Origin of the sequence: Sphingobacterium alimentarium (genome assembly GCF_004342685.1) — a bacterium.
Lineage (GTDB): Bacteria > Bacteroidota > Bacteroidia > Sphingobacteriales > Sphingobacteriaceae > Sphingobacterium > Sphingobacterium alimentarium.
In genome coordinates this window covers 88,076-111,651 of record NZ_SMBZ01000002.1, presented here as the reverse complement: position 1 = coordinate 111,651, position 23,576 = coordinate 88,076, and the positions used below count along the sequence as shown (strand labels likewise).

At 38.5% G+C, this 23,576-nt stretch carries 26 protein-coding genes; 13 read left to right on the top strand and 13 right to left on the bottom strand.

From position 1 onward, the window contains the following. Positions 1-15: 15 nt before the first annotated feature. The 6 genes from EDC17_RS01465 to ileS form a co-directional block, all read right to left on the bottom strand. The gene (locus EDC17_RS01465) at positions 16-543 is read right to left on the bottom strand and encodes an acyl-CoA thioesterase (protein WP_132776194.1); all 528 of its coding nucleotides are present in this window, start codon (positions 541-543) and stop codon (positions 16-18) included. Further along, positions 544-1,455 (bottom strand): SDR family oxidoreductase, encoded by a 912-nt coding sequence (locus tag EDC17_RS01460; protein ID WP_132776192.1) that lies wholly within the window; start codon positions 1,453-1,455, stop codon positions 544-546. Positions 1,456-1,457: 2 nt separating this feature from the next. Further along, positions 1,458-2,399, bottom strand: a complete 942-nt coding sequence (locus EDC17_RS01455; protein WP_132776190.1) for a M20/M25/M40 family metallo-hydrolase — start codon at positions 2,397-2,399, stop codon at positions 1,458-1,460. A 68-nt stretch (positions 2,400-2,467) separates the two neighbouring features. Then, the gene (locus tag EDC17_RS01450) at positions 2,468-3,118 is read right to left on the bottom strand and encodes a lipoprotein signal peptidase (RefSeq protein ID WP_132776188.1); all 651 of its coding nucleotides are present in this window, start codon (positions 3,116-3,118) and stop codon (positions 2,468-2,470) included. A 72-nt stretch (positions 3,119-3,190) separates the two neighbouring features. Continuing rightward, positions 3,191-3,577, bottom strand: a complete 387-nt coding sequence (locus tag EDC17_RS01445) for a TraR/DksA family transcriptional regulator (protein ID WP_132776186.1) — start codon at positions 3,575-3,577, stop codon at positions 3,191-3,193. Between the two features lie 3 nt (positions 3,578-3,580). Further along, positions 3,581-6,994, bottom strand: coding sequence for an isoleucine--tRNA ligase (ileS, locus tag EDC17_RS01440; RefSeq protein WP_132776184.1), 3,414 nt, complete (start codon positions 6,992-6,994; stop codon positions 3,581-3,583). A gap of 215 nt (positions 6,995-7,209) precedes the next feature. On the opposite strand from ileS, the gene EDC17_RS01435 reads away from it, so the two are divergent. Next, complete coding sequence (locus EDC17_RS01435) at positions 7,210-7,440, top strand: hypothetical protein (protein ID WP_132776182.1); 231 nt, start codon at positions 7,210-7,212, stop codon at positions 7,438-7,440. An 84-nt stretch (positions 7,441-7,524) separates the two neighbouring features. Here the strand turns inward: EDC17_RS01435 and EDC17_RS01430 are convergent, their stop codons facing one another. The 3 genes from EDC17_RS01430 to EDC17_RS01420 all read right to left on the bottom strand — a co-directional run bounded on the left by EDC17_RS01430 (position 7,525) and on the right by EDC17_RS01420 (position 9,013). Then, positions 7,525-7,719 (bottom strand): hypothetical protein, encoded by a 195-nt coding sequence (locus EDC17_RS01430; protein WP_132776180.1) that lies wholly within the window; start codon positions 7,717-7,719, stop codon positions 7,525-7,527. 193 nt (positions 7,720-7,912) lie between these two features. Next, on the bottom strand, positions 7,913-8,479 hold the full coding sequence (locus EDC17_RS01425) for a hypothetical protein (protein ID WP_132776178.1): 567 nt from the start codon (positions 8,477-8,479) through the stop codon (positions 7,913-7,915). Positions 8,480-8,659: 180 nt separating this feature from the next. Next, positions 8,660-9,013, bottom strand: a complete 354-nt coding sequence (locus EDC17_RS01420; protein WP_132776176.1) for a HesB/IscA family protein — start codon at positions 9,011-9,013, stop codon at positions 8,660-8,662. A gap of 98 nt (positions 9,014-9,111) precedes the next feature. Here EDC17_RS01420 and EDC17_RS01415 point away from each other — a divergent pair, with 98 nt between their 5' ends. From EDC17_RS01415 to purE, 9 genes are all read left to right on the top strand, one after another. Next, positions 9,112-9,639, top strand: coding sequence for a DUF7935 family protein (locus EDC17_RS01415; protein WP_132776174.1), 528 nt, complete (start codon positions 9,112-9,114; stop codon positions 9,637-9,639). A 160-nt stretch (positions 9,640-9,799) separates the two neighbouring features. Beyond that, on the top strand, positions 9,800-11,071 hold the full coding sequence (glyA, locus tag EDC17_RS01410) for a serine hydroxymethyltransferase (RefSeq protein ID WP_132776173.1): 1,272 nt from the start codon (positions 9,800-9,802) through the stop codon (positions 11,069-11,071). Between the two features lie 272 nt (positions 11,072-11,343). Beyond that, entirely contained in the window at positions 11,344-11,934 is a 591-nt protein-coding gene (locus EDC17_RS01405) for an RNA polymerase sigma factor (protein WP_132776171.1), read from the top strand. Between the two features lie 180 nt (positions 11,935-12,114). Beyond that, positions 12,115-12,801, top strand: coding sequence for a zinc metallopeptidase (locus tag EDC17_RS01400; protein WP_132776169.1), 687 nt, complete (start codon positions 12,115-12,117; stop codon positions 12,799-12,801). A 136-nt stretch (positions 12,802-12,937) separates the two neighbouring features. Further along, positions 12,938-14,281 (top strand): signal recognition particle protein, encoded by a 1,344-nt coding sequence (ffh, locus tag EDC17_RS01395; protein ID WP_132776167.1) that lies wholly within the window; start codon positions 12,938-12,940, stop codon positions 14,279-14,281. A 118-nt stretch (positions 14,282-14,399) separates the two neighbouring features. Further along, entirely contained in the window at positions 14,400-14,990 is a 591-nt protein-coding gene (locus EDC17_RS01390; RefSeq protein WP_132776165.1) for an NADH-quinone oxidoreductase subunit A, read from the top strand. Then, positions 14,987-15,493, top strand: a complete 507-nt coding sequence (locus EDC17_RS01385; RefSeq protein ID WP_132776163.1) for an NADH-quinone oxidoreductase subunit B — start codon at positions 14,987-14,989, stop codon at positions 15,491-15,493. The genes EDC17_RS01390 and EDC17_RS01385 overlap by 4 nt, the downstream gene beginning before the upstream one ends. Positions 15,494-15,508: 15 nt before the next feature. Beyond that, on the top strand, positions 15,509-16,651 hold the full coding sequence (locus EDC17_RS01380) for a 5-(carboxyamino)imidazole ribonucleotide synthase (RefSeq protein WP_132776161.1): 1,143 nt from the start codon (positions 15,509-15,511) through the stop codon (positions 16,649-16,651). A 6-nt stretch (positions 16,652-16,657) separates the two neighbouring features. Then, positions 16,658-17,164, top strand: a complete 507-nt coding sequence (gene purE, locus EDC17_RS01375) for a 5-(carboxyamino)imidazole ribonucleotide mutase (protein WP_132776159.1) — start codon at positions 16,658-16,660, stop codon at positions 17,162-17,164. A gap of 46 nt (positions 17,165-17,210) precedes the next feature. Here the strand turns inward: purE and EDC17_RS01370 are convergent, their stop codons facing one another. From EDC17_RS01370 to bshA, 4 genes are all read right to left on the bottom strand, one after another. Continuing rightward, entirely contained in the window at positions 17,211-18,197 is a 987-nt protein-coding gene (locus tag EDC17_RS01370; RefSeq protein WP_132776157.1) for a sugar phosphate isomerase/epimerase family protein, read from the bottom strand. Positions 18,198-18,333: 136 nt separating this feature from the next. After that, a complete protein-coding gene (gene frr, locus EDC17_RS01365; protein WP_132776155.1) occupies positions 18,334-18,897 on the bottom strand; it encodes a ribosome recycling factor in 564 nt (187 codons plus the stop codon). An 18-nt stretch (positions 18,898-18,915) separates the two neighbouring features. Next, positions 18,916-19,620: a UMP kinase gene (gene pyrH / locus EDC17_RS01360; RefSeq protein ID WP_132776153.1), complete on the bottom strand. Its 705-nt coding sequence runs from the start codon at positions 19,618-19,620 to the stop codon at positions 18,916-18,918. Positions 19,621-19,734: 114 nt separating this feature from the next. Next, positions 19,735-20,871 carry an N-acetyl-alpha-D-glucosaminyl L-malate synthase BshA gene (bshA, locus tag EDC17_RS01355; protein ID WP_132776151.1) on the bottom strand — a complete coding sequence of 379 codons (1,137 nt, stop codon included), beginning with the start codon at positions 20,869-20,871 and terminating at the stop codon, positions 19,735-19,737. 83 nt (positions 20,872-20,954) lie between these two features. Here bshA and arfB point away from each other — a divergent pair, with 83 nt between their 5' ends. The 3 genes from arfB (at position 20,955) to EDC17_RS01340 (ending at position 23,576) form a co-directional block, all read left to right on the top strand. Continuing rightward, on the top strand, positions 20,955-21,362 hold the full coding sequence (gene arfB / locus EDC17_RS01350; protein ID WP_132776149.1) for an alternative ribosome rescue aminoacyl-tRNA hydrolase ArfB: 408 nt from the start codon (positions 20,955-20,957) through the stop codon (positions 21,360-21,362). A gap of 120 nt (positions 21,363-21,482) precedes the next feature. Next, the gene (locus EDC17_RS01345) at positions 21,483-21,851 is read left to right on the top strand and encodes a BlaI/MecI/CopY family transcriptional regulator (protein WP_132776147.1); all 369 of its coding nucleotides are present in this window, start codon (positions 21,483-21,485) and stop codon (positions 21,849-21,851) included. 30 nt (positions 21,852-21,881) lie between these two features. Beyond that, entirely contained in the window at positions 21,882-23,576 is a 1,695-nt protein-coding gene (locus tag EDC17_RS01340) for a TonB family protein (RefSeq protein ID WP_132776145.1), read from the top strand.

Here is a 23,576-nt window from a genome sequence, read left to right as displayed (position 1 = left end):
GAAGTCCCATTTTGTTTATCCTTTATGATCAAAAAGACCGACTACATGTCTTAATTCGGTGGCGTTCTCAGGCTTTAATTTGCCCGCCAATATGAGGCGCAATTCACGACGTTGCTGCGCTTCATCATACAATTGTTTCTCTTTGTCCGTTTCGGGTATAAGTGCAGGTACTGCTTTGGGTTTGCCGTCAGCGTCCAGTGCTACAAAAGTGTAGTAAGCCTCATTACTTTTTTCTTTTGTGCCTTTAGGTAAATTTTGTGCAAATATTTCCATTCGCACTTCGACCGAAGTATTGAAAGCACGGGTTACTTGAGCCTGAATAGTGACCACTTCACCGAGTTTGATCGAACGCTTGAACGATACATTATCCACCGAAGCCGTTACCACCACATTGCTACAGTGCTTTTGTGCTGCCATCGCGGAGCAAATGTCCATCCAGTATAATAATCGTCCTCCCATCAGATTGCCAAATGTATTTGTGTCATTGGGCAGAACCAATTCGTTCATCTCGGTATAGGATTCGTGTGCTTTCTTTGCTTCCATTTAGCTATTATATTTTTTTAATTGCGCTTCAATTTTTTGCAAAGATACAACAAAAGAAGTTGGCTCGTAGTTAAGTATTGTCTTGGCTTTGTCTAAAATAAACCCTGTCTTGTGCGGTCTATTCTCTGCTTGGCCAATTTCGGCTGCAGTAATAGGCTGAATGAGGGATTTGTCGAAGTTCCACGTGTCAGCGATTAAGTAGACCGCCTCCCATACGGTCATCATTTCGCTTCCCGAGATATGAAAAATACCCGATGCTTTCTGCTGCATAGCTAAATAACAGGCATCGGCCAAGTCATCTACAAATGTGGGCATACGCCATTGGTCCGATACCACATTGATTTTTTCACCGCGTTCCAATTGTTTTTTTGCCCATAAGACCAGATTATTCCGATTCTTGTCCGGAATAGCGCCATACACGAGTATAGTTCTCAATATAGATGCTTCCGGATAGGTGGTCAAAATAGCCTTTTCTGCGTCGATTTTACTTTGGCCGTAGGCATTTGTCGCTTTGACAGGATCCGTTTCTTGATATGGACCATTTTGTCCATCAAAGACAAAGTCCGTAGAGATAAAGGTGAAATGGATGTTCTGTTCTTTACAGATTTGAGCCAATTTAGCGGAGAGCTCCACATTTATTTGCTGGGCCAAATGAGGCTGATCGGCACACATTTCGACGCTGGTCAATGCTGCGGTATGTAAGATGTGGGTGGGTTGGAAGCCTACTATAATTGCTTCCAATTTTTCAAAATCCAATAAATCCACTTGTAGAAAACTATTTTCATCCAAATACGGATTTCGGTTTTCGGATTTCGATAGCCCCAGTATGCTTTCTATTTGGCTGTATTCAGAAAGTCTTTCACAAAATTTTTGTCCTAAAAAACCATTAGAACCAGTAAGTAGTACACGCATAGTTAATTAGTCCAGATAAAATCCATTTTGTCCTGCAACATGGAATTATTAATCACTTTTACTTCCAATTCCAAGATGGCCTTTAAAGCTTCATAATCGATTTTATCCGCATCATCGGTCGCTTTGTGATAGTCATCATGTCCGCCCGTGTGAAAGAATAAAACCGGAATATTTTTCTTGTAAAAAGAGGTTTGATCCGAACCACCATTCCCATCTTTACTTTTGTTGAACTTGATCGTGCTACTGATGTTTTCAAATATAGCGGGGAATTTTGAACTCGTGCCATAGCCTATGATGGCTAATCCGTTATCCGGATTGTATCGACCAATCATGTCCATATTGAGCATCCAATGAATTTTGTCCAAAGGTAGGGTAGGGTTTTCGGTCCAATATCTCGAACCCAATAAACCTAATTCTTCTGCCGAAAACGCGATAAATAGGATGTTGTATTTTTCTGGGATCTTGTTGCTGCTGTAATACCTTGCCAATTCCAATAGTCCAGCTACACCCGAAGCATTGTCATCTGCGCCATTATGAATCAGTCCGATATGTGAAGTGTCCCTTGTGCCACCAAAATCACCATGACCTAAATGATCATAGTGTGCACCTACGACAATGGTATATGGCGCCCCATTGTCCAAAAATCCAATGATATTTTCGGTTTGACGAATGCTATCGGGCACAGGCACTCGGCGTACTTTGGCTTCGAACTTTTGTCTATAGCCTTTTGTGCCTAATGGCTTAAGCTTGTATTTTCTGAATTCTTTTTCGATGTATTTTGCGGATTTAGCTAATTCTTGTGAGCCTGTAGGCCTGCCCTTCATTTTGTCATCGGCCAAGAAATAAATGTGTTTTTTTAGTCTATTGATTTCAATTTCTTGCGCTGAAAGCTTGAAACTTATAAAAGAAAGAAATAGTACAAAAAATAAAAGTTGTCTTTTCATATTGTCGTAAAAGTGGATAAGTAAATATAAAAATAAAGGGCTAGATTTTTATGTCTAGCCCTTTATTTCTAATCTTCAAGAATTTCACTGTGTGGAGTTTCTTTCTCTTTATGTTCTTCTTTAAAATATCTTTTCTGGAAGATTAATATCAAAAATACCCCTACTGAGATTGCAGAGTCAGCAATGTTAAATACGGGTCTGAAAAATAAAAAATGCTCACCTCCCCAGATTGGAAACCAATCAGGAAAGTTTCCTTCGATAAGAGGAAAGTATAACATATCGACTACTTTGCCGTGAAGTAAAGAGGCATAGCCACCAGCTTCAGGAAACAAAGTTGCAGTCGTATAATATGTGCTCTCGCTAAAGATGACACCATAGAACACTGAATCGATAATATTACCCACCGCACCTGCAAAAATCAGAGCTACATTCAAAATAAAGCCACGGTTGTATTTGTTCTGAATCATATAATGCAATCCATAACCAATACCTGCCACAGCGATAATGCGGAATAGCGTCAGGAATAATTTTCCATATTCACCACCGAATTCCATGCCATAGGCCATGCCGGGATTCTCAATAAAGTGAATCAAGAATTTATCGCCTAAAACTTTAAAATCTTGACCAATGGTCATATTCAATTTTACCCAAAACTTAGAGATTTGGTCTATCAGTAGTATAATCGCAATTAATGTAATGGGTCTCGTGTAGCCTTTCATATCAATCTCATAAAATAGCCTTTACAATAGTAAAAATTGCAAAGGCTATTTTTCGTTTTAAATTCTGTTTGTTTAGTATTGTTTGTTTTTAGCCTCTATACTAAGTGTGGTATGAGGTACAGCTTTCAAACGTTCTTTTTGAATTAATTTACCCGTTTCTCTACAGATGCCGTAAGTCTTGTTTTCTATACGTACGAGTGCCGCTTCTAAGTTGTCAATAAACTTTTTCTGACGGGCAGCCAATTGGTTCGTTTGCTCTTTTTCGAGCGTAGCTGAACCATCTTCTAGTGTTTTATAAGTACCTGCGGTATCATCCGTGCCGTTGGCATTACCTCCGCTCAAAGTTTTGGTTAATGCATCAAGCTCTTCGCGGGCAATTCTTAATTTTTCAAGAATAATACCTTTGAACTCTTGAAGTTCAACGTCGCTGTAACGTGTTTTTTCTGTGTTTTCTCCCATAATCTAATTTTTTGCAATTAATACCTCAAGTTTAATCTCATTAATCTCAATGTTGTCATTGGTGTGAACAACGTCCACAAAATCAAATGAATCAGCTAGTATTTCCGTGCAAATATACGATAAATTATTTTTGGCAGCTTCTTCGATCTCATTATTTCTACTTACTTGGACACGAATGCGGTCTGTGACCTCAAATCCCTTTTCCTTGCGTAAATTTTGAATACGGTTAATAAGTTCGCGTGCGATACCTTCTTGTTTTAGTTCGTCGGTGATTTGTATATCCAATGCTACTGTCAGGTTGCCCAAATTGGCTACTTGCCATCCTGCTACGTCTTCAGCAATGATTTCTACATCTTCCAAACCTATCGTATAGCCAGTGTCTACTAACACTATAGATCCATCTTTCTCTAGTGCGCTGATTTCTTCGGCTCCAAATGCTTGGATAGCCGTGCTCACAGCTTTCATATCTTTACCTACTTTGGCACCGAGTGCTTTGAAGTTTGGTTTGATTTTTTTCTTAATAATTCCCGTCGTGTCCGAAATAAATTCTATATCCTTGATATTCGTTTCTGACAAGATTAGATCTTTTACTTTCTCTACTTTCTCTTGGAAGGCTGAATCCAATACAGGAACCAATATTTTGCTTAATGGTTGACGTACATTTATGCCAACTTTTTTGCGTAGCGATAATGTAAGCGAAGAAATATCTTGTGCCAGAGCCATTCTTTCTTCTAACGCCTTGTCTACCAAGTCTGCATGGTAAGCAGGGAAGTCTGCTAAATGTACGGACTCAAAGTTTTCTTTTTTAGTCGCATTATTCAAATCCAAATACAATTGATCGGCAAAGAATGGCGAAACAGGAGCCATCAACTTAGCAATCGTATCTAAACAAGTATATAACGTCTGGTAAGCAGAAATTTTGTCTTCAGAATATTCACCTTTCCAGAAACGACGACGGCACAAACGTACGTACCAGTTACTCAGATGCTCATCCACAAAATTTTGGATAGCACGAGCCGCTTTCGTAGGTTCGTAATCTGCGTAGAATCCATCCACCTCTTGGCTAAGACTATTCAATAAAGAAATAATCCATCTGTCGATTTCAGGACGATTTTGGATAGCGATTTCAGGTTCAGCGTAGCTGAATTTATCAATATTCGCGTACAACGCGAAGAATGCGTATGTATTATATAATGTACCGAAGAATTTACGACGTACTTCATCCAAACCTTCTTCGTTGAATTTCAAGTTGTCCCAAGGCGATGCATTGCTGATCATATACCAACGGGTAGCATCTGCCGAGTATTTTTCAATCGTAGCGAATGGATCAACACCGTTGCCTAGACGCTTGGACATTTTGTTGCCGTTTTTGTCTAGTACAAGACCGTTAGAAACTACATTTTTGAAGGCTACAGAACCACGAACCATCGTCGAGATCGCATGCAATGTAAAGAACCAACCACGTGTTTGGTCAACACCTTCTGCGATGAAGTCCGCTGGGAAAGCCGAATCATAAGCTGCTTTGAATGGAAGAGGATCGCCCGCCGCTAATTTATCGTAGTCTAAGCCCCATTGTGCATATGGCATAGCACCTGAATCAAACCATACGTCAATCAGATCTGGCTCACGGAACATTTTCTGTCCTGACTCAGAAACCAACACAATGTGATCCACATATGGACGGTGAAGGTCTAATTTATCCGATCCGAATTTATCTAAGTACTCTTTGTTAACTGCTTTCTCTTCTGCCGAAAGAATATCACATGCCAAGGAAGCTTCTAATAAACCTTTCAATTCTGTCATAGAACCGATACAGACTTCTTCGTTTTCGTCTTCTGTTCTCCAGATAGGAAGCGGTGTACCCCAATATCTCGAACGAGACAAGTTCCAGTCTACTAAGTTTTCTAACCAGTTGCCAAAACGACCAGTACCTGTAGATTCTGGTTTCCAGTTGATCGTTTTGTTCAATTCCACCAATTTCTCTTTTACAGCAGTAGTTTTGATAAACCAGCTATCCAATGGATAGTATAATACCGGTTTGTCAGTACGCCAACAGTGTGGGTAGGTGTGTTCGTATTTTTTAACGTCAAATGCTTTGTTGTCTTCTTTTAATTTGATAGCAATCAATACATCCGTCGGGCGGAAATCTTTGTCAGCACGTTCTTCTGCCGAATAGTATTCTTCTTTTACGAAGCGGCCAGCGAAGTCAGTAATTTCTTCCACAAAGCGACCTGTGCGATCTACTGTTGGAACTTCTTTGCCATTTTCGTCTTTTACCAAAATAGCTGGAACACCTGCTTCTTTGGCTACTCTAAAGTCATCGGCACCATAAGTAGGCGCAATGTGTACGATACCCGTACCATCTTCAGTCGTAACGAAGTCGCCAGGAATTACACGGAACGCTTTTTCCAATAATTCTTCGGAAGTAATATACGGGAACAATTGATGGTAACGTAAGCCAACCAATTCAGCACCGCTGAATTCTGCTACTTGTTCCCAAGGCACGATCTTGTCACCTACTTTGTAATCTTGGAATGAAGCGTTTTGACCTTCAGCTTTGAAATGTTTGCTGATTAAGTTTTTAGCCAATACAACGGAGACAGGTGAGCCTGTATATTGGTTGAAAGTTTTAACTTTTACGTATTCAATTTTTGGTCCTACAGCTAATGCCGAGTTACTTGGCAATGTCCAAGGTGTAGTGGTCCAAGCGATAAAAGCTACATCTTCATCTGCTGTTTCCACGAGCGTATTGATCAATGGATGTACCTGTGATTTATCGATACGGAATTCAGCAACGATAGTAGTATCTTTTACATCTTTATACGTGCCAGGTTGGTTAAGCTCATGCGAACTCAATCCCGTACCTGCAGCAGGAGAGTAGGGTTGTATAGTATATCCTTTGTACAAAAGACCTTTTTTGTATAAGTCTTTCAACAAGAACCATAAGGTCTCAATATATTCATTTTGATAAGTAATGTATGGATTTTCAAGATCCACCCAATAGCCCATCTTTTCTGTCAAGTCATTCCATACGTCTGTGTATTTCATGACCTCTTTGCGACATGCGTTATTATAATCTTCTACCGAAATCTTTGTTCCGATATCTTCTTTAGTAATACCTAAAGATTTCTCAACAGCCAATTCAATAGGTAATCCGTGTGTATCCCAACCTCCCTTACGCTTTACTTGGTAACCTTTCAAGGTTTTATAACGACAGAAAATATCCTTAATCGTACGAGCCATCACGTGGTGAATGCCTGGCATACCATTCGCCGAAGGAGGACCTTCATAAAAAGTGTATGGTTTGCTTGCAGGACGGTTCGAAATACTCTTAGCAAAGATGTTTTCTGCACCCCAACGATTCAAAACTTGCTTGCCGATTTCCGGTAAATTTAACTGCTTATATTCCTTGTACATCACGTATTTTATATCATTTTTTCAAAGGTCGCTAATTTAATCAATTAACTTGGAAAATGGAAAGTGAAAAATATACCCGCCAGATAATCCTTTTTTTTACTACAAATCATTTATTATTTTTAATAAATCGAAAACTGCTTATGATATCCTCAAAAAATCTAAGGTATTTGTGCTTGGTGCAAATAATTGCCACAGTATTTCTGTTAAGCATAATTTTGTATAGTCTTTTTTATGCCCTCCTTCCAGATATACTGAGTACGATTGTGGGTGTTTTCCAAGAACTATTGACTATTCCATCCTTATTATTTACGGTTGTTGCGTTCGGGATATCCTTTATTCAACTTGTTTTTAAGCAAAATAAAAGCAGGTTGAATGTTATCTTGTTTGTGTTATCTACGGTGACCATTATGGGGATAGTGATTGCTACTCTAGCAGAATATATGTAAGGGGACGACTTCCTGCCTAAATACACGAAAAGCACTTCTTTGCGAAGTGCTTTTCGTGTATTATAGATTCGTGTTTTGAATTTATTATTTCTTTAGCAGTGTGAAAATATAATATATCTTATAAGATTCATCTTCTTCTAGTTTTGGCATTTCTTTTTGGATATTTAGGATGTAATCTTTGTTCTGATAAGATTTTCCCTTTAATGGGGTGATTTTAATAGGTTGGAAATTTAATTCCTTAAGATCTGAATCGTCATGAATTACAATCTTATCAGACATAGCGTACTGTAACTCTTTGTCTTTAATCACTTTTATTATTGATTCTTGTATGTTGTTTTTATAAACGATATGTTCGTCAGGATTATTATTTTCAAACGTCCACTTCTGACAAATTGAATCGAGGTGATCTAATGGTTCGTTGGGGGTTTGTAAAGCTAAAACATTGATTAAATCATTAATTCTAAGTTTCTTTTTAGGTAAATTTAAAACGTTGAATAAGTGAGGTTTTTCTCCTAGAGTATTCGAGCGGTACTTCTTGTCCTATGGCATATTCTTCTACACTAGAAGCGGGCATTTGAGCGTCTTCAATATATTCTTTGCCATCAACATTATACTTAACGGTAAGTTTTGAAAGATCTCCTTTTCTAGATTTTAAAATTTTCCCACTAACTACAATCCCAGTAGTAAAAATACCATTCTCTTCAAATTCTATTGATTTTAATTTGGAACCTTTTGATACTAAACTTATAGTGGTGCCAAAAAAAGAAATTAAAAGAACAGCAAGAGAGAGAGTAATGAACAAATAACATAATAGTTTTCGATGTTTAACCTCAGTATTTTTATCAACTTCGGGTTGAGGTCCGATAAAACTTTTTAGTATCGCCATTAATAAATAAAGGGAAGCGATACAGATTACTCCAGCTAGCGCACATAATATTGGATATTGAATTAGGAAATCGTTGGGTATACCATAGAAAAATAGCCAAACCAAGAATATTAATGCTATTGCATAAATTAAAATTCCTTTAAATAATTTCAATTTAATATTGCATTAATTTTCATGTAAATATATTACAAGTTAATTTTGTGAAAATTAATTAAGCTAAAGGTGTAGACTTTCTTTTACAATACGAAGGGAAGTATATTTACAAAAAAAATGAGCTCGATTATTTATCGAAACTCATTTTTTGCCATTGAATGATTTTTAATTTGATTATAACTACGCTGAAAAGCTTGATCCACAACCACAAGTGCTAGTTGCATTGGGGTTATTGAATGTAAAGCCACGCGCATCTAGACCATTTTTGAAATCCACTTCCATACCAGCCAAATACATGCCATGTGCTTTATTCATAAAAATGCGGATGCCTGCGATTTCGTACTCCGAATCACCTTCTTTCTTTTGGTCAAATCCCAAAATATAACTCATTCCAGAGCAACCGCCACCTTCTACACCTAGGCGTAGACCAAAGTCTGGACCTAGCTCTTGTTGATCAATTAATTTTTTTAATTCTGCAACTGCGCCTCCCGTTAATGTAACAGGAGCCGATGTTATTATATTTTCAGTATTCATAGTATTGCCTTTCCAGATTGTTTGTTAAACAAAATTACATATTTTTAGCCTTTTAAATAAGACCTTCTATTTTTTGACAAAATATAAACACTACATACATGGAATTATTAGAGTTTTTTAAGCAGTTGTTCATTATTGCATTTGGGGTATTGGCGGCATTGGTATTGGCGGTGTATACTGTTTGGCCAAAAATTGAATCCCTCGTCTTGCGGCTTAACAACCACAATCAGCACAAAGAATTGATGAAGGATACACAGCAACTTGTATTCACAGCATACGAAAGATTACTGCTGTTTGCACATCGTATTTCACCGTATGAAGTGATGTTGCGCAACCATAATGCCAACCTTTCGATACAGCATTACAAACAAGCTTTAATTAATGATGTAGAAAATGAATTCCAGCACAACTTCACCCAGCAATTGTACGTATCGGACAATGCGTGGTTGACTATACAAAGACTCAAAGAAGATACAGTAGCTTTATTCAAGAATACGGCTCACACTATATCGCCAGAAGCTGCAGTGGATGATTACATCGCTTTAATCTTAGAGCATATGGCGGAGCTCGAAACCAATCCCTACACAGCTGCGCAAATAATTCTTAAAAAAGAACTATCTGCCTAATTAAATTTTATTTTTTCAAAGATTTGCCTGCGTTTGATGAAGAATTTATGGTTCTTTCATTCTTTTGAAAAAGAAGTATTAAACAATTTAAAGAAAAGGTAAGATAATCGTATATTTGCAACTAATAAATATTACGCACATCCAACAATAATTAAGTATAATGGAAAGAGATCAAGCTATCTTTAATCTTATCGCTGACGAGCTAAAACGCCAAGAAGAGGGTATCGAATTAATTGCTTCGGAAAACTTTGTAAGTAAACAAGTTATGGAAGCTGCGGGTTCTGTGTTGACAAATAAATATGCAGAAGGACTTCCAGGAAAACGCTATTATGGCGGTTGTGAAGTAGTGGATACTATCGAAACTATTGCTATTGATAGAGCAAAACAATTATTCGGTGCTGAATGGGTTAATGTGCAACCACACTCTGGAGCACAAGCAAATGCAGCCGTGTTTTTAGCAACATTAAAGCCAGGGGATAAGATTCTAGGTTTAGACTTGTCGCATGGTGGTCACTTGACACATGGTTCTCCAGCAAACTTATCCGGTAAAATCTACCAACCTTTATTCTATGGTGTAAAAGAAGATACTGGACTTATCGATTACGAATCCTTGGAGGAAACAGCATTACGCGAAAAACCAAAAATGATCATCTGTGGTGCTTCTGCTTACTCACGCGATTGGGATTACGCACGTATCCGTAAGGTAGCTGATGAGATTGGTGCGCTAGTATTGGCTGACATCTCTCACCCTGCAGGTCTTATCGCTAAAGGTTTATTATCAGATCCTCTTCCTCACTGTCACATCGTGACTACAACGACACACAAGACTTTACGTGGTCCTCGTGGTGGTATGATCATGGTGGGCAAAGATTTTGAAAATCCTTGGGGTATCAAAACTCCAAAAGGCGAAATCCGTACGATGACTCAATTATTGGATCTAGCGGTATTCCCAGGTACACAAGGTGGTCCTTTAGAGCATACTATTGCTGCTAAAGCGGTTGCTTACGGTGAAGCCTTGACGGACGAATACTTGACATACGTAAAACAAGTACGTGCAAATGCACAAGCATTGGCAAAATACTTCACAGATCGTGACTATAAAATCATTTCTGGCGGTACAGACAATCACTTAATGTTGGTTGACTTACGCAACAAAGATATCTCAGGTAAAGAAGCTGAGGCTGTATTGGGTCTAGCTGGTATCACGACAAACAAAAATATGGTGCCATTCGATACACGCTCACCATTCGTAACTTCAGGCGTACGTTTTGGTACTGCTGCAATTACGACACGAGGATTGAAAGAGGCAGAGATGATTCAAATCGGTGAATTGATTGATGAAGCATTACAAAATCGTGGTAATGAAGCACAATTGGATAAAATTCACGGTAAAGTGAAAGAAATGATGGCCAAATTCCCATTGTACAAGTAATCCATTTGTAATTAAATAAATTTAAGGCTCCAGAGAAAAACTTTGGAGCTTTTTTTGTGTTTTTATGAAAAGTGCGATTGTGAATTAATGTTAAAATATAATTAATCAGTTTGAATTTACTTTTTTTTTCATCTACTTTGGTCTCCGGAAGTTTGAATCTTCGGACAGATATAATAATTAAAAAAATAGAACATAAATTTTAAAGCCTATCGAAACACGCTTACTCTAAATTTAATTTTTGCTGCAACTTAAAACTTAAATAGGAAATTGTTATGAAAGATTTAAATAACATGACCGATGAACAACTCATTCATCTGTATGCTTCAGGGGATGAAAACGGTTTAAGTGTATTGATTGATCGTTACAAGAGTAAGATATATACTTCAATATACATGCGTGTAAAAGATGATTTCGTAGCCGAAGACATTTTTCAGGAAACTTTTATCAAGGTAATTAATACGATCAAATCTGGCGGATACAATGAAGAAGGTAAATTCCTACCTTGGGTAATCCGTATAGCCTACAATATGGTTATAGATCACTTTCGTAAGGAGAAGCGAGGCCCCACTGTGATAAACAATGATGGCTACGATATCTTTGAGGTCATGGATTTTGCGGATGATGATACCGAACGTAAAATGGTGCGGACACAGATGGACGTAGACCTCAAAAAATTAATTCAACTTCTTCCCGATGATCAAAAAGAGGTGCTCATTATGCGTCACTTTTGTGAGATGAGCTTTAAAGATATCGCGGAGATTTCGAATGTCAGTATCAATACGGCTCTAGGGCGTATGCGCTATGCTTTGCATAATCTGCGCAAAATGATAGAGGAAAATAATCTTTCTTTTCAATTTCAATAATGATGCGTTCACTTAATTTTTGAACCTTTGACAAGCCGGATTTGCGGAATATTTGGCGGATTTTATTATATTTGAAGTTGGGATTTGTCAAGATGACAGACTTCAGCGGCCGATTCTGGGTTTGGAACCGGTTTTGATAGATGGTTAATATAACATTTTAAAATACTATAAAATTACGATATGACGATTTGGTTTTTGCTAATTGGAATTGGTATAATCAGCATGATTGTACAATCAAGGTTTAAGAATAAGTTTAAGAAATATTCGGAGATGCCGCTGACATCGGGTCTCTCAGGTGCCGAAGTGGCACAGAAGATGCTAAATGATAGCAACATTTACGATGTGCGTATTATTTCGGTAGAAGGTCAATTAACCGACCATTACAATCCAGCTGATCGCACGGTCAATCTGAGCCCTGAAGTATATCACGGTCGTAGTGTGGCAGCAGCAGCAGTGGCTTCGCACGAATGTGGCCACGCTATACAACATGCTACAGCTTATTCGTGGTTGCAGTTTCGTTCGGCAATGGTGCCATTAGTAAATGTATCGTCGAAGGTGGTATCTTTTACACTGATGATAGGTGTGATGCTGGCTATTTGGTCAAACAACTATCTATTACTTCAAATCGGTGTAGCTGCCTTAGCGGTCACCACGGTATTTAGTTTCATTACCTTACCGGTAGAGTTTGACGCTTCTAAACGTGCTTTAGTGTGGTTAGATTCAGCGAATATCACCCACAGCCGTTATGAGCATGATGGCGCTAAAGATGCGTTAAAGTGGGCTGCTATGACCTATGTAATTGCTGCTTTATCTGCTTTGGTTACATTATTATATTATGCAAGTATTTTATTTGGACGCAAAGATTAGTCGAATTAGAACATTTATAAATTAAAAGGGGATATTATTGTCCCCTTTTTTTGGTGTTATTGCATTTTGGATGAATATCCTTTCGTGGCAATTTCGTAGCTTTGTAGCTTAACATAAGAATTTCAAAAGATTAACTATGTTTTCAAATCTTCAAGATAAATTAGATAGAGCCTTTAAGGTATTAAAGGGACAAGGAAATATTACGGAAATCAACGTCGCTGAGACGATGAAAGAGATTCGCAAGGCATTATTAGACGCCGATGTGAATTATAAAACAGCCAAAAGCTTTACAGATGATGTAAAACAAAAAGCTTTAGGTGAAAATGTATTGACAAGTATCTCGCCAGGTCAATTGTTGACAAAAATCATGAATGATGAGTTGACCGAATTGATGGGGGGAACGGTTACAGATCTTGATTTATCCAGCAATCCTACAGTAATCCTTATTGCGGGATTGAATGGTGCGGGTAAGACTACATTTACTGGTAAGTTAGCTAACTTCTTAAAAGACAAAAAAGGTAAAAAACCTTTGTTGGTAGCGGGTGACGTGTATCGTCCAGCGGCTATTGATCAATTGGAAGTATTAGGAGGTCAAGTAGGTGTTCCAGTCTATACCGATCGTAATTCTACAGATCCAATAGCGATTGCTAGAGCGGGTGTAGAAGAAGGTAAAAGAAATGGTAACAATGTTATCATCATCGATACGGCGGGTCGTCTAGCTATCGATGAGGCATTAATGAATGAGATCACAGCTGTCAAAGAAGCAACTCAACCTCAAGAGATTCTCTTCGTGGTGGATTCTATGACGGGTCAAGATGCGGTGAATACTGCCAAAACATTCAACGATCGTTTGGATTTCACAGGTGTGGTATTGACCAAGTTGGATGGTGATACTCGTGGTGGTGCTGCCTTATCGATCAAATCTGTTGTAAACAAGCCTATCAAATTCATAGGAACAGGGGAGAAGATGGAAGCATTGGATGTGTTCTATCCAGATCGTATGGCATCCCGTATATTGGGTATGGGTGACGTGGTTTCCTTGGTAGAGCGTGCACAACAGCAATTTGACGAGAAGCAAGCTGCAGAGCTTCAAAAGAAAATTCGCAAGAACAAATTTGACTTCAACGATTTCCGTTCTCAAATTCAGCAAATCAAGAAAATGGGTAACATGAAAGATTTGATCGGAATGATTCCAGGAGCAGGTAAAGCGTTGAAGGATATTGAAATCGAAGATGATGCTTTCAAACCTATTGAAGCAATTATTGATTCGATGACACCATTCGAAAGAGAAAATCCAGATGTGATCGATCAACGTCGCCGTAATCGTATTGCCAAAGGATCGGGAACAAATATTGATGAGGTGAATAAACTGATCAAGCAGTTCATGGATATGCGTAAGGTGATGAAGCAGATGTCTAATCCTGCGATGGCAGCCAAGATGATGCGCAATATGCCAAAGATGCCTGGTAAGCCATTTTAGTAGATATAATAGAAATGTAAATATAGAATCCAAGCCCCTAAAACGGCTTGGATTTGTTTTAAAAATGATTTTTGTTGCTTAATTTTATAAGGAAAGAATTAATTCTTAATTTTGCACTATGGACGATCACCCCACACAGCTGTCTGCATATGGAAATATTCTCCTTATAGGAATTATAGGAGTCCTATTGGTTAGTGTGACGATGTTGTTGGCTAAAGTCCTTGCGCCCAACAAACCTAATCCCATCAAACTGAGTACTTACGAATGTGGTGAAGAAACCACAGGAAGTGCGTGGGTGCAGTTCAATCCCCGATTTTATGTTATTGCATTGGTATTCTTGTTATTCGATGTAGAACTTATTTTTGTCTTTCCATGGGCTACAGTCTTTGGTCAGTCGGAATTGATTGCTGCGGATGCGAGATGGGGATGGTTTACCTTAGTAGAGATGGGTGTTTTCTTATCTATTTTGGTGTTGGGGCTGGTGTACGTATGGGTGAGAGGAGATTTGAACTGGATTAAACCCAAACATACAATACCTTCTGTTCAGATTGGGATTCCTTCGGATGCTTACCAGTCATTGAATGCTAAAGAATATGCTGTAAAGGATTATAGAGCATCCTCCTTAGTAGATGATGAGGAAAAGAAAGTATCTCCTGGCTCCACAACTTCAATAGGCTTTAAGCCGCGATTCAAAAAACCGAACGTATGACAAATCTAGAGCAACAACTTAAATCAGATGGGGTCGTAATCGCTAAGATTGACGACCTGTTGAATTGGGCTAGATTATCATCCTTATGGCCTATGAGTTTTGGTATTGCCTGCTGTGCCATTGAGATGATGGGCGCGATGGCATCTACCTACGACCTGGACCGATTTGGGGTGTTCCCCCGTCCTTCGCCTCGTCAATCCGATGTAATGATTATTGCGGGTACAGTGACCTTCAAAATGGCAGATCGCATCAGAAGACTTTACGAACAAATGCCGGAGCCACGTTATGTGATTTCCATGGGGTCCTGTTCGAATTGTGGAGGACCTTATTGGCAACACGGCTATCATGTGGTAAAGGGGGTAGATAAAATTATTCCAGTGGATGTGTATGTGCAAGGTTGCCCACCGCGACCTGAAGCACTCATTGGCGCTTTTTTAGAATTACAAAAGAAAATAGAAAATGAACAAATTCTTCACGATAAGTATTTTGAGGAAACTGTTTAATAGTTAGATATAAATATGGCAAAAGATTTTTATGGTGAGTTACAATTAGGGATTCTTGGTGGCGGCCAGCTCGGGCGTATGCTGATCCAAGAAGCTATCAATTTCAATGTGAATGTACATATACTAGATCCGGACAAAAATGCACCGTGTCGCAAACTATGTAATCACTTTGAATGTGGCTCATTGAGTGATTATGATACGGTTTATAACTTTGGTAAAAACCTGGATATGATCACGATCGAAATCGAGAAAGTAAATGTAGAAGCTTTGGAAGCTTTGGAAGAAGAGGGTGTGATCGTATATCCACAATCTCGTGTAATCCGTCTTATTCAAGACAAAGGTTTACAAAAGCAATTCTTTAAGCAAAATGATATTCCTACCTCGGCATTTCAATTTATTTCGAATGCGGAGTCCTTGAAAACCGCTAATCTGCTTATTCCGTATGTGCAAAAACTGCGCAAGGATGGGTACGACGGCAAGGGCGTAAAGATGATTCGTACAGAAGATGATCTACCAAATGCCTTTACAGAGCCGTCGATCATAGAAGAAATAGTAGATTTTGAAAAGGAAATAGCTGTTATCGTGGCGAGAAATGACCGTGGTGATATCAAAACGTTTCCTATGGTGGAAATGGAATTCAATCCGCAAGCTAATCTCGTGGAGTTTTTAATTTCTCCATCCACCTACAGTTTTGAAATCCAACAGCAAGCCGAAGAATTGGCTAAGAAAATTGCGAATGATCTACAGATAGTAGGTCTGTTGGCTGTGGAAATGTTTTTAACAAAATCGGGCGAAATTCTAGTTAACGAATTGGCTCCAAGACCGCACAATTCGGGACACCAGACAATAGAAGGAAATATCACTTCTCAGTTTGCGCAACATCTACGTGCTATCTTCAATCTACCATTAGGTGATACCAGTGCCATTTCGAATGCCGTGATGATCAATTTGTTGGGTGAGGATGGATATGAAGGATTAGCAAAATACCAAGGAGTAGAGGAGGCGTTAGCTATTGATGGTGTGTATATACATCTATATGGTAAGAAGTATACGAAGCCGTTCCGTAAGATGGGACACGTATGCATCGTTAATCCTGAAAGGGAGCTAGCTATCAGCAATGCCCGTAAGGTTCAAGAAATTTTAAAAGTTATTGCATAGAAGTTTATGAGTTCACAAAGTGTACAAGTCGGCATTATAATGGGAAGCAAATCCGACCTTCCAGTAATGCAGGATGCTGTAGATGTATTAAAAGAATTAGGTGTAGCATTCGAAGTGACTATCGTTTCTGCTCACCGTACACCTCACCGTATGTTTGAGTATGCAGAGCAAGCTGCCGAGCGTGGTCTGAAAGTGATTATCGCTGGTGCTGGTGGTGCTGCGCATTTACCAGGTATGGTGGCATCAATCACCCATTTGCCTGTTATAGGTGTTCCAGTGAGGTCTTCCAATTCTATAGACGGATGGGATTCGATATTGTCTATACTGCAAATGCCTAATGGCATTCCTGTAGCAACAGTAGCTCTGAATGCCGCAAAGAATGCCGGCATATTGGCTGCTCAGATTATTGGAACCTTTGATGAGCAAATCGCTGCCAATCTTTTGACTTTCAAAAAAGGGTTAAAAGAAAAGGTGGAGGAGACCGCGACAGAAGTAGAAAATATGAAATTCTAAATAGAAAAAGGGACCGCTATGCACTGCCCCACTAAGGTCCCTTTTTCTATTTTGCTAAGTATTTCTGTACGTATTCGTAGCTTTTCTTTACGCTTTCAAATTTATTAGGCAGGTAAATATCGTCCTGCTCCACAAAAGCGTGTACAAGTCCTGATTTTTCGGCTGCTTGTATAATGTTTGCAAAATCTATAGCGCCAGTCCCTACTTCCGTATATTTTACCTCTTTGAAGATGGAATCTAATGGTGCTTGATCGTATTGCTCACCTATTACTGTTTTCGTAAACTGCTTGTCCATGTCTTTGACATGCCACATTTCAAATCTTCCCGGATATTTCTCGATATAGGTTAGGGGATTAAGTCCTGCTTTTTCTATCCAAAATAAATCCATTTCGAAAGCTACTAAATCTTTCTCCGTGAAAGCCAACATAATATCTAATCCACGCGTATTATTGGCAAATTGTCTGAATTCCCAAAAATGATTGTGATAACCGATTTTGATACCCGCTTGTTTGGCCAATTCGCCGGCTTTATTTAATTGCTCCGCAGCATATTGATAATCTTCAACCTTTAGGTTATTCAAATCATGCATAGGATTCACTGGGGCTATTACGTACTTTTGACCCAATGCTTGCGCTACCTCTATATACTTTTCGATGCTTTCTTTTTCTGTACTATTTCTATCCAGATATTTACTCATATCGTAGTGCCCGCTATGAGTCGATAGCCCATTGTCTGCGAGTAATTTTTTGAGATCGGGAACTTTTATACCCCAAAATGCATTGTTGGCTACATCTACGCCAAAGGTTTCAATATGAGAATATCCGATTTTGCTTACCGTTTCTAAGGTCAATTTAGGATCCTGGAAAAGCAGATCGCGAAGCGAAAATATTTGCAAACCAATATTTTTGATTGGGCCTGTAGCAGATGCGACTTTAGTGCCTGAATCACAAGCGGAAAGCAATGATGAGCCTACATAAGCACTAAGAGCGCCAATTCCAACCTGTTTTAAAAATTTTCTTCTTGAGTTTTGCATAATATAAGTCTTGGATTTATTGAGCCGAACCTTTCTATTCGTCAGATCCTTGATTAAATATACATATTGTTCAAAAATATAAAAAGGATTCTTGTCAAGAATCCTTTTTTATTTTTTATAGCGCAATCAGCTGCTTTTATACTGTCATAATATCTTTCTCTTTCAATTCTGCTAGCTGATCTACTTTAGCGATGTACGCGTCAGTCAATTTTTGTACTTCTGCTTCACCTACTTTGATCTCATCTTCTGAAGCACCATCATTTTTCAATTTTTTGATGGACTCATTTGCATCTTTACGGATGTTACGGATCGCAATACGTCCTTTTTCCGTTTCTTCTTTCGCTTTTTTCACTAAATCGCGTCTTCTTTCTTCCGTAAGAGGAGGAACAGCCAAACGAATAATGACACCATCATTTTGGGGATTTAATCCGATGTTTGAATCAATGATCGCTTTCTCGATTGTTCCTAACATTGATTTTTCCCAAGGCTGAATCACGATAGTACGCGCATCTGTAGTATTCACATTTGCTACTTGAGAAAGTGGAGTAGAAGAACCGTAATAATCCACGTGGATGCCGTCTAACATTGAAGGTGACGCTTTACCAGCACGGATTTTTGTAAGTTCTGACTCGGTATGAGCAACTGCTTTAGTCATTTTTTCTTTGCAGTCGTCCAATTCTATAGAAATCAGTTCGTTCATATGTTTAATGTTTTATGCTTAACTTACCACTGTACCAATGTGCTCACCATCGGCCAATTTTTTCAAATTACCAGGTTTGTTCATATCGAAAACAATGATTGGAAGATTATTTTCTTGACACAAAGTGAAGGCAGTCATGTCCATGACATTGAGACCTTTTTGGTATACTTCGTTGAATGAAATATGTTCGTATTTCGTAGCTGTAGGATCTTTTTCCGGATCGGCAGTATAAATACCATCTACACGCGTTCCTTTCAGCACTGCATCTGCATTAATCTCGATGGCACGAAGTGAAGCTGCAGTATCTGTCGTAAAGTAAGGGTTACCCGTACCAGCTCCGAAGATTACTATTCTACCTTTTTCCAAATGTCTAACAGCTCTACGGCGAATAAACGGTTCGCAGATTTGTTCCATTTTGATGGCTGTAAGTAATCGAGTTTTCAATCCTACTTTTTCTAACGCATCTTGCAAAGCCATACTGTTAATTACTGTGGCCAACATGCCCATATAATCCGCTTGCACGCGATCCATTCCCGCTTTTTCTGCACTTAGTCCGCGGTAGATATTTCCACCACCGATGACGATTGCAATTTCTAAACCTTGAGAATGAATTTCTTTGATGTCGTTAGCGTACTGAGCCACACGGTTGATGTCAATACCATAATTTTGCTCACCCATTAGGGCTTCTCCGCTAAGTTTGAGTAGGATACGTTTATATTTCATATAGTTATTTCTTTGGAAGATTTCCAAAAGACAAAGATATAATTTTTTTCCTGCTATCTATGTGTATGTTTAAATTTATGCAGCGCCGTTGCAAACTTAATCAACATACATGAGTTACAATTTTTTGCTGTTATCAATCGTGCGTTGATAATACTCTTCATATTGAGGCAAAATTTGGCTGATTTCAAACTTCTTCGCATGCTCGTAAGCCGCTTGTTTGAATGTTTCTAATCTTTCGCAATCTTCTAAGATATAAATGGCATTTTTAGCCATATCTTCAATATCATCTACGTCACTCAAGAAACCTGTCACACCAGGAACATTCAGCTCCGGAAGGCCCCCTATATTCGACGAAATGACTGGAACGCGACAAGCCATCGCTTCCAAGGCTGCCAAACCAAAACTTTCGGATGAGGATGGCATCAAGAACAAGTCAGAAACAGAAAGAATTTCTTCTACAGCATCTTGCTTACCCAAGAAACGTACAGAATTCGAAATGCCTAACTGACGGGACAATTCCTCCACATTACTGCGTTCGGGACCATCACCCACCATCAATAATTTACTAGGGATTGTCTGTGATACCTTATGGAATATACGCACCACATCTTGGGTGTTTTTTACCTTACGGAAATTGGATGTATGCACCAGGATGCGTTCATCATCAGGAGCAATAGCTTTTTTGAAATGTAATCTATTTTTATTGACAAAACGATTTAAGTCGATAAAGTTGGGAATTACCTGGATTTCCCGAGTAATATCAAAGAATTCTAAAGTTTGACTTTTTAGATTTTCGGATACTGTAGTCACTCCATCTGATTCATTGATTGAAAAAGTAACCACCGGCTTAAAGGTTTTGTCTTTGCCTACTAGTGTAATATCCGTTCCGTGCAAGGTCGTGACAACAGGAATATTGATGCCATAAGTCTTTAAAATCTGTTTGGCTAAATAGGCTGCCGATGCATGGGGAATGGCATAGTGTACGTGCAGGATATCCAATTCCTCAAAGCGCACCACGTCTACCAACTTGCTAGCCAGCGCGGATTCATAAGGAGGAAAATCAAATAAAGGATATTGCGAAATAGAAACTTCATGATAATATAAATTTTCTAAAAAGAAATCTAATCGTGCAGGCTTGTTGTAAGTGATGAAATGCACTTCATGTCCTTTTGAGGCTAGACCTTTTCCCAATTCTGTCGCTACAACGCCAGAACCACCAAATGTAGGATAACAAACAATACCAATTTTCATGAAGAATTATTTATAATTTTATAACAAGCAAAGGTAAGGAAGGTTTTACATTCGTTTTGCAATAAAAACGTAATCTTTATGTTATGATTGTCTATTCTGAAGAATTAAAAAAAGAAATAAAATACAAGACTTCACGCTCCTCGGGTGCTGGTGGTCAAAATGTGAATAAAGTAGAATCCAAAGTAGCCTTACTCTGGGATTTTGAAAATTCCTCGTTGCTGAATCCAGAACAAAAAATATTACTCAAAGAAAAACTCCAAAACCGACTGCAAGCTGATGGATTGTTACAAATAGAGTCTTCGGAAAGTAGGAGTCAATTGGCCAACAAAGAGAATGCTTTCAAAAAGTTGGTATACGTCCTGCAACAATCCCTTAAGCCCTCAAAAAAGCGCGTAGCAACCAAAATACCGCGTTCTAAGATATTAGCGCGCCTCGATCGGAAGTCCAAACACGCCGAGAAAAAATCCAATCGCAGATGGCGAATGGAGTAATCGTGTTAGTTTTTTTTCTGTCAACTAAAGAAATAGTTGTGTAACTAAAAATTTAGTTTTAAATTAGTTCTTGTAATCGATTATAGGCAGACGTGCCATTTATTTATTATAAACAGAATCATGGACGAAATCAAAGAACTAACAAAGGCGGAAGAGCAAATTATGCACGAACTGTGGGAGATGGGCGAGGGCTTCGTAAAAGAAGTAATCGACCGATTACCCGAACCAAAGCCTGCATACAATACTGTTTCTACGATTATACGTATTCTCGAAACCAAGGGTTTTGTGAATCATCAAACTTATGGTAAAAGTCACAAATACATTCCCGCAATCAGCAAGGAAGATTACAAAAAAGTAGTCGCTGATAAACTGTTAAGTGGATATTTTGAAAATTCACCCAAGCAGATGCTTTCCTACTTTCTGGAAGAAAGCAAATTGGATGTAAAAGATCTGGATGATATTTTGAATATTATCAATAAGCATAAATAAAAAATTATAAACTACTTATAAACTTTCGTTATGGTAATTTATCTGCTATTGGTCAATGTAGCTGTAAGCTTAGGCTATATGATCTATTATTTCACGCTACGCAAATTGACATTTTTCCAATGGAATAGGCTGTACTTATTAGGAACTGTGATTTTTGCTTTACTCATCCCTATAGGATTATTTATTGATTTGTCTTCTTATTTTGATGATCAGGTATATATTCCGATTGTCAATATGGAAGAGATCATAGATGTATCTGTGGTGGTGGGCACTGCACAGCGCACGTCCCTTGTACTCTTAGACCTTTTAATATGGATTTATGCCATCGGCCTATTGATAAGTTTAGGGTTGCTGGGATGGCAATTATGGCAAGTAAGGGAGATGTTTCGCAGCAACTCCAATTATTTGGGGTTTTCCTTCTTCAACAAAATATTCTTAGGAAAAGAGATAAAGCAATATGCGAGTGTAGAACGTCATGAACAAATCCATATGGAACAAGGACATAGTTATGATGTTGTTTTTATGGAACTGTTTAAAGCGTTCAATTGGTTTAATCCTATCGTCTACCGTTTGGTAAAAGAAATCAAATTCCAGCATGAATGTATTGAAGACGAATTGAGTTCGGAAGATAAAGTAGCTTATGCCGAGTTATTAGTAGCCCATGCGATGAAAGTACCCCAAAATGTACTGGTGCATGAGTTTTCCAATCAATCATTTTTAAAGAAAAGAATCATGATGTTATTTAAAAATAAATCATCAAAAAATAAACGTTTTCTGTATTTGGGAATTGTCCCTGCGGCACTAATTGTTGGATTGTCTACTGTTGTATTTAATACTTCTAGAGCAAAAGGAGTAGTCGCTAATGTGGAATCAAAAATGGAGGATTTAAAATTAGCAGTTGATAATGAAAATACTTCTCAATCGAATATTTATCAAAATGCTGAACATAGTAGTAACGCAATAGCGCAGGACACAATAAAAGAAGGTGGAAATGAAATTTTCAAACAGACAGAAATATTGCCTGAACCTGCAGGAGGGATGAGTGTTTTTCGCAAATGGATTGGTGATAATTATCAATATCCCCAAGCTGCTATTGATGCAGGTGCTAAAGGAACGATTAGGGTGCGGTTTGTAGTAGAAAAGGATGGTTCATTGTCAGATATTAAAGCTGTACAAGATATCGGCCATGGTACAGGTGAAGCTGCTGTAAATGTTCTAAAAAAAGCACCTAAGTGGTCGCCTGCTATTCAAAATGGTCGCAAAGTTCGTTTTGCTTTTGAAATGCCAATACGAATAAATTTAGTAGGCATGGATAGAGTCTCGGATTATACACAAGACATCGCAAAAGATACGATTCGTGGTAAAAGTGGTGGTCAATTAATACTTGACGATAAGGAAAAGAAAGAAACCTTTTCTCAAGCTGAAATTCAGCCTGAGCCACCAGGTGGGTTAGTTGCTTACCGTAAATGGGTCGCTGATAATTATAAGTATCCTAAAGCCGCTATTGATGCAGAAGTTAAGGGAACGGTTACCGTTACGTTTGTTGTGGAGAAAGATGGCGCGCTTAGCGATATCAAGGCCACACGGGATTTAGGGCATGGCACAGGTGAGGCTGCTGTAGAAGTTTTAAAAACTTCAAAAAAATGGTCTCCAGGTATACAAAATGGAAAGCCTGTAAGGGTGGCATATGCTTTACCGATTCGTTTGGATTTGACTAAAAGGTAA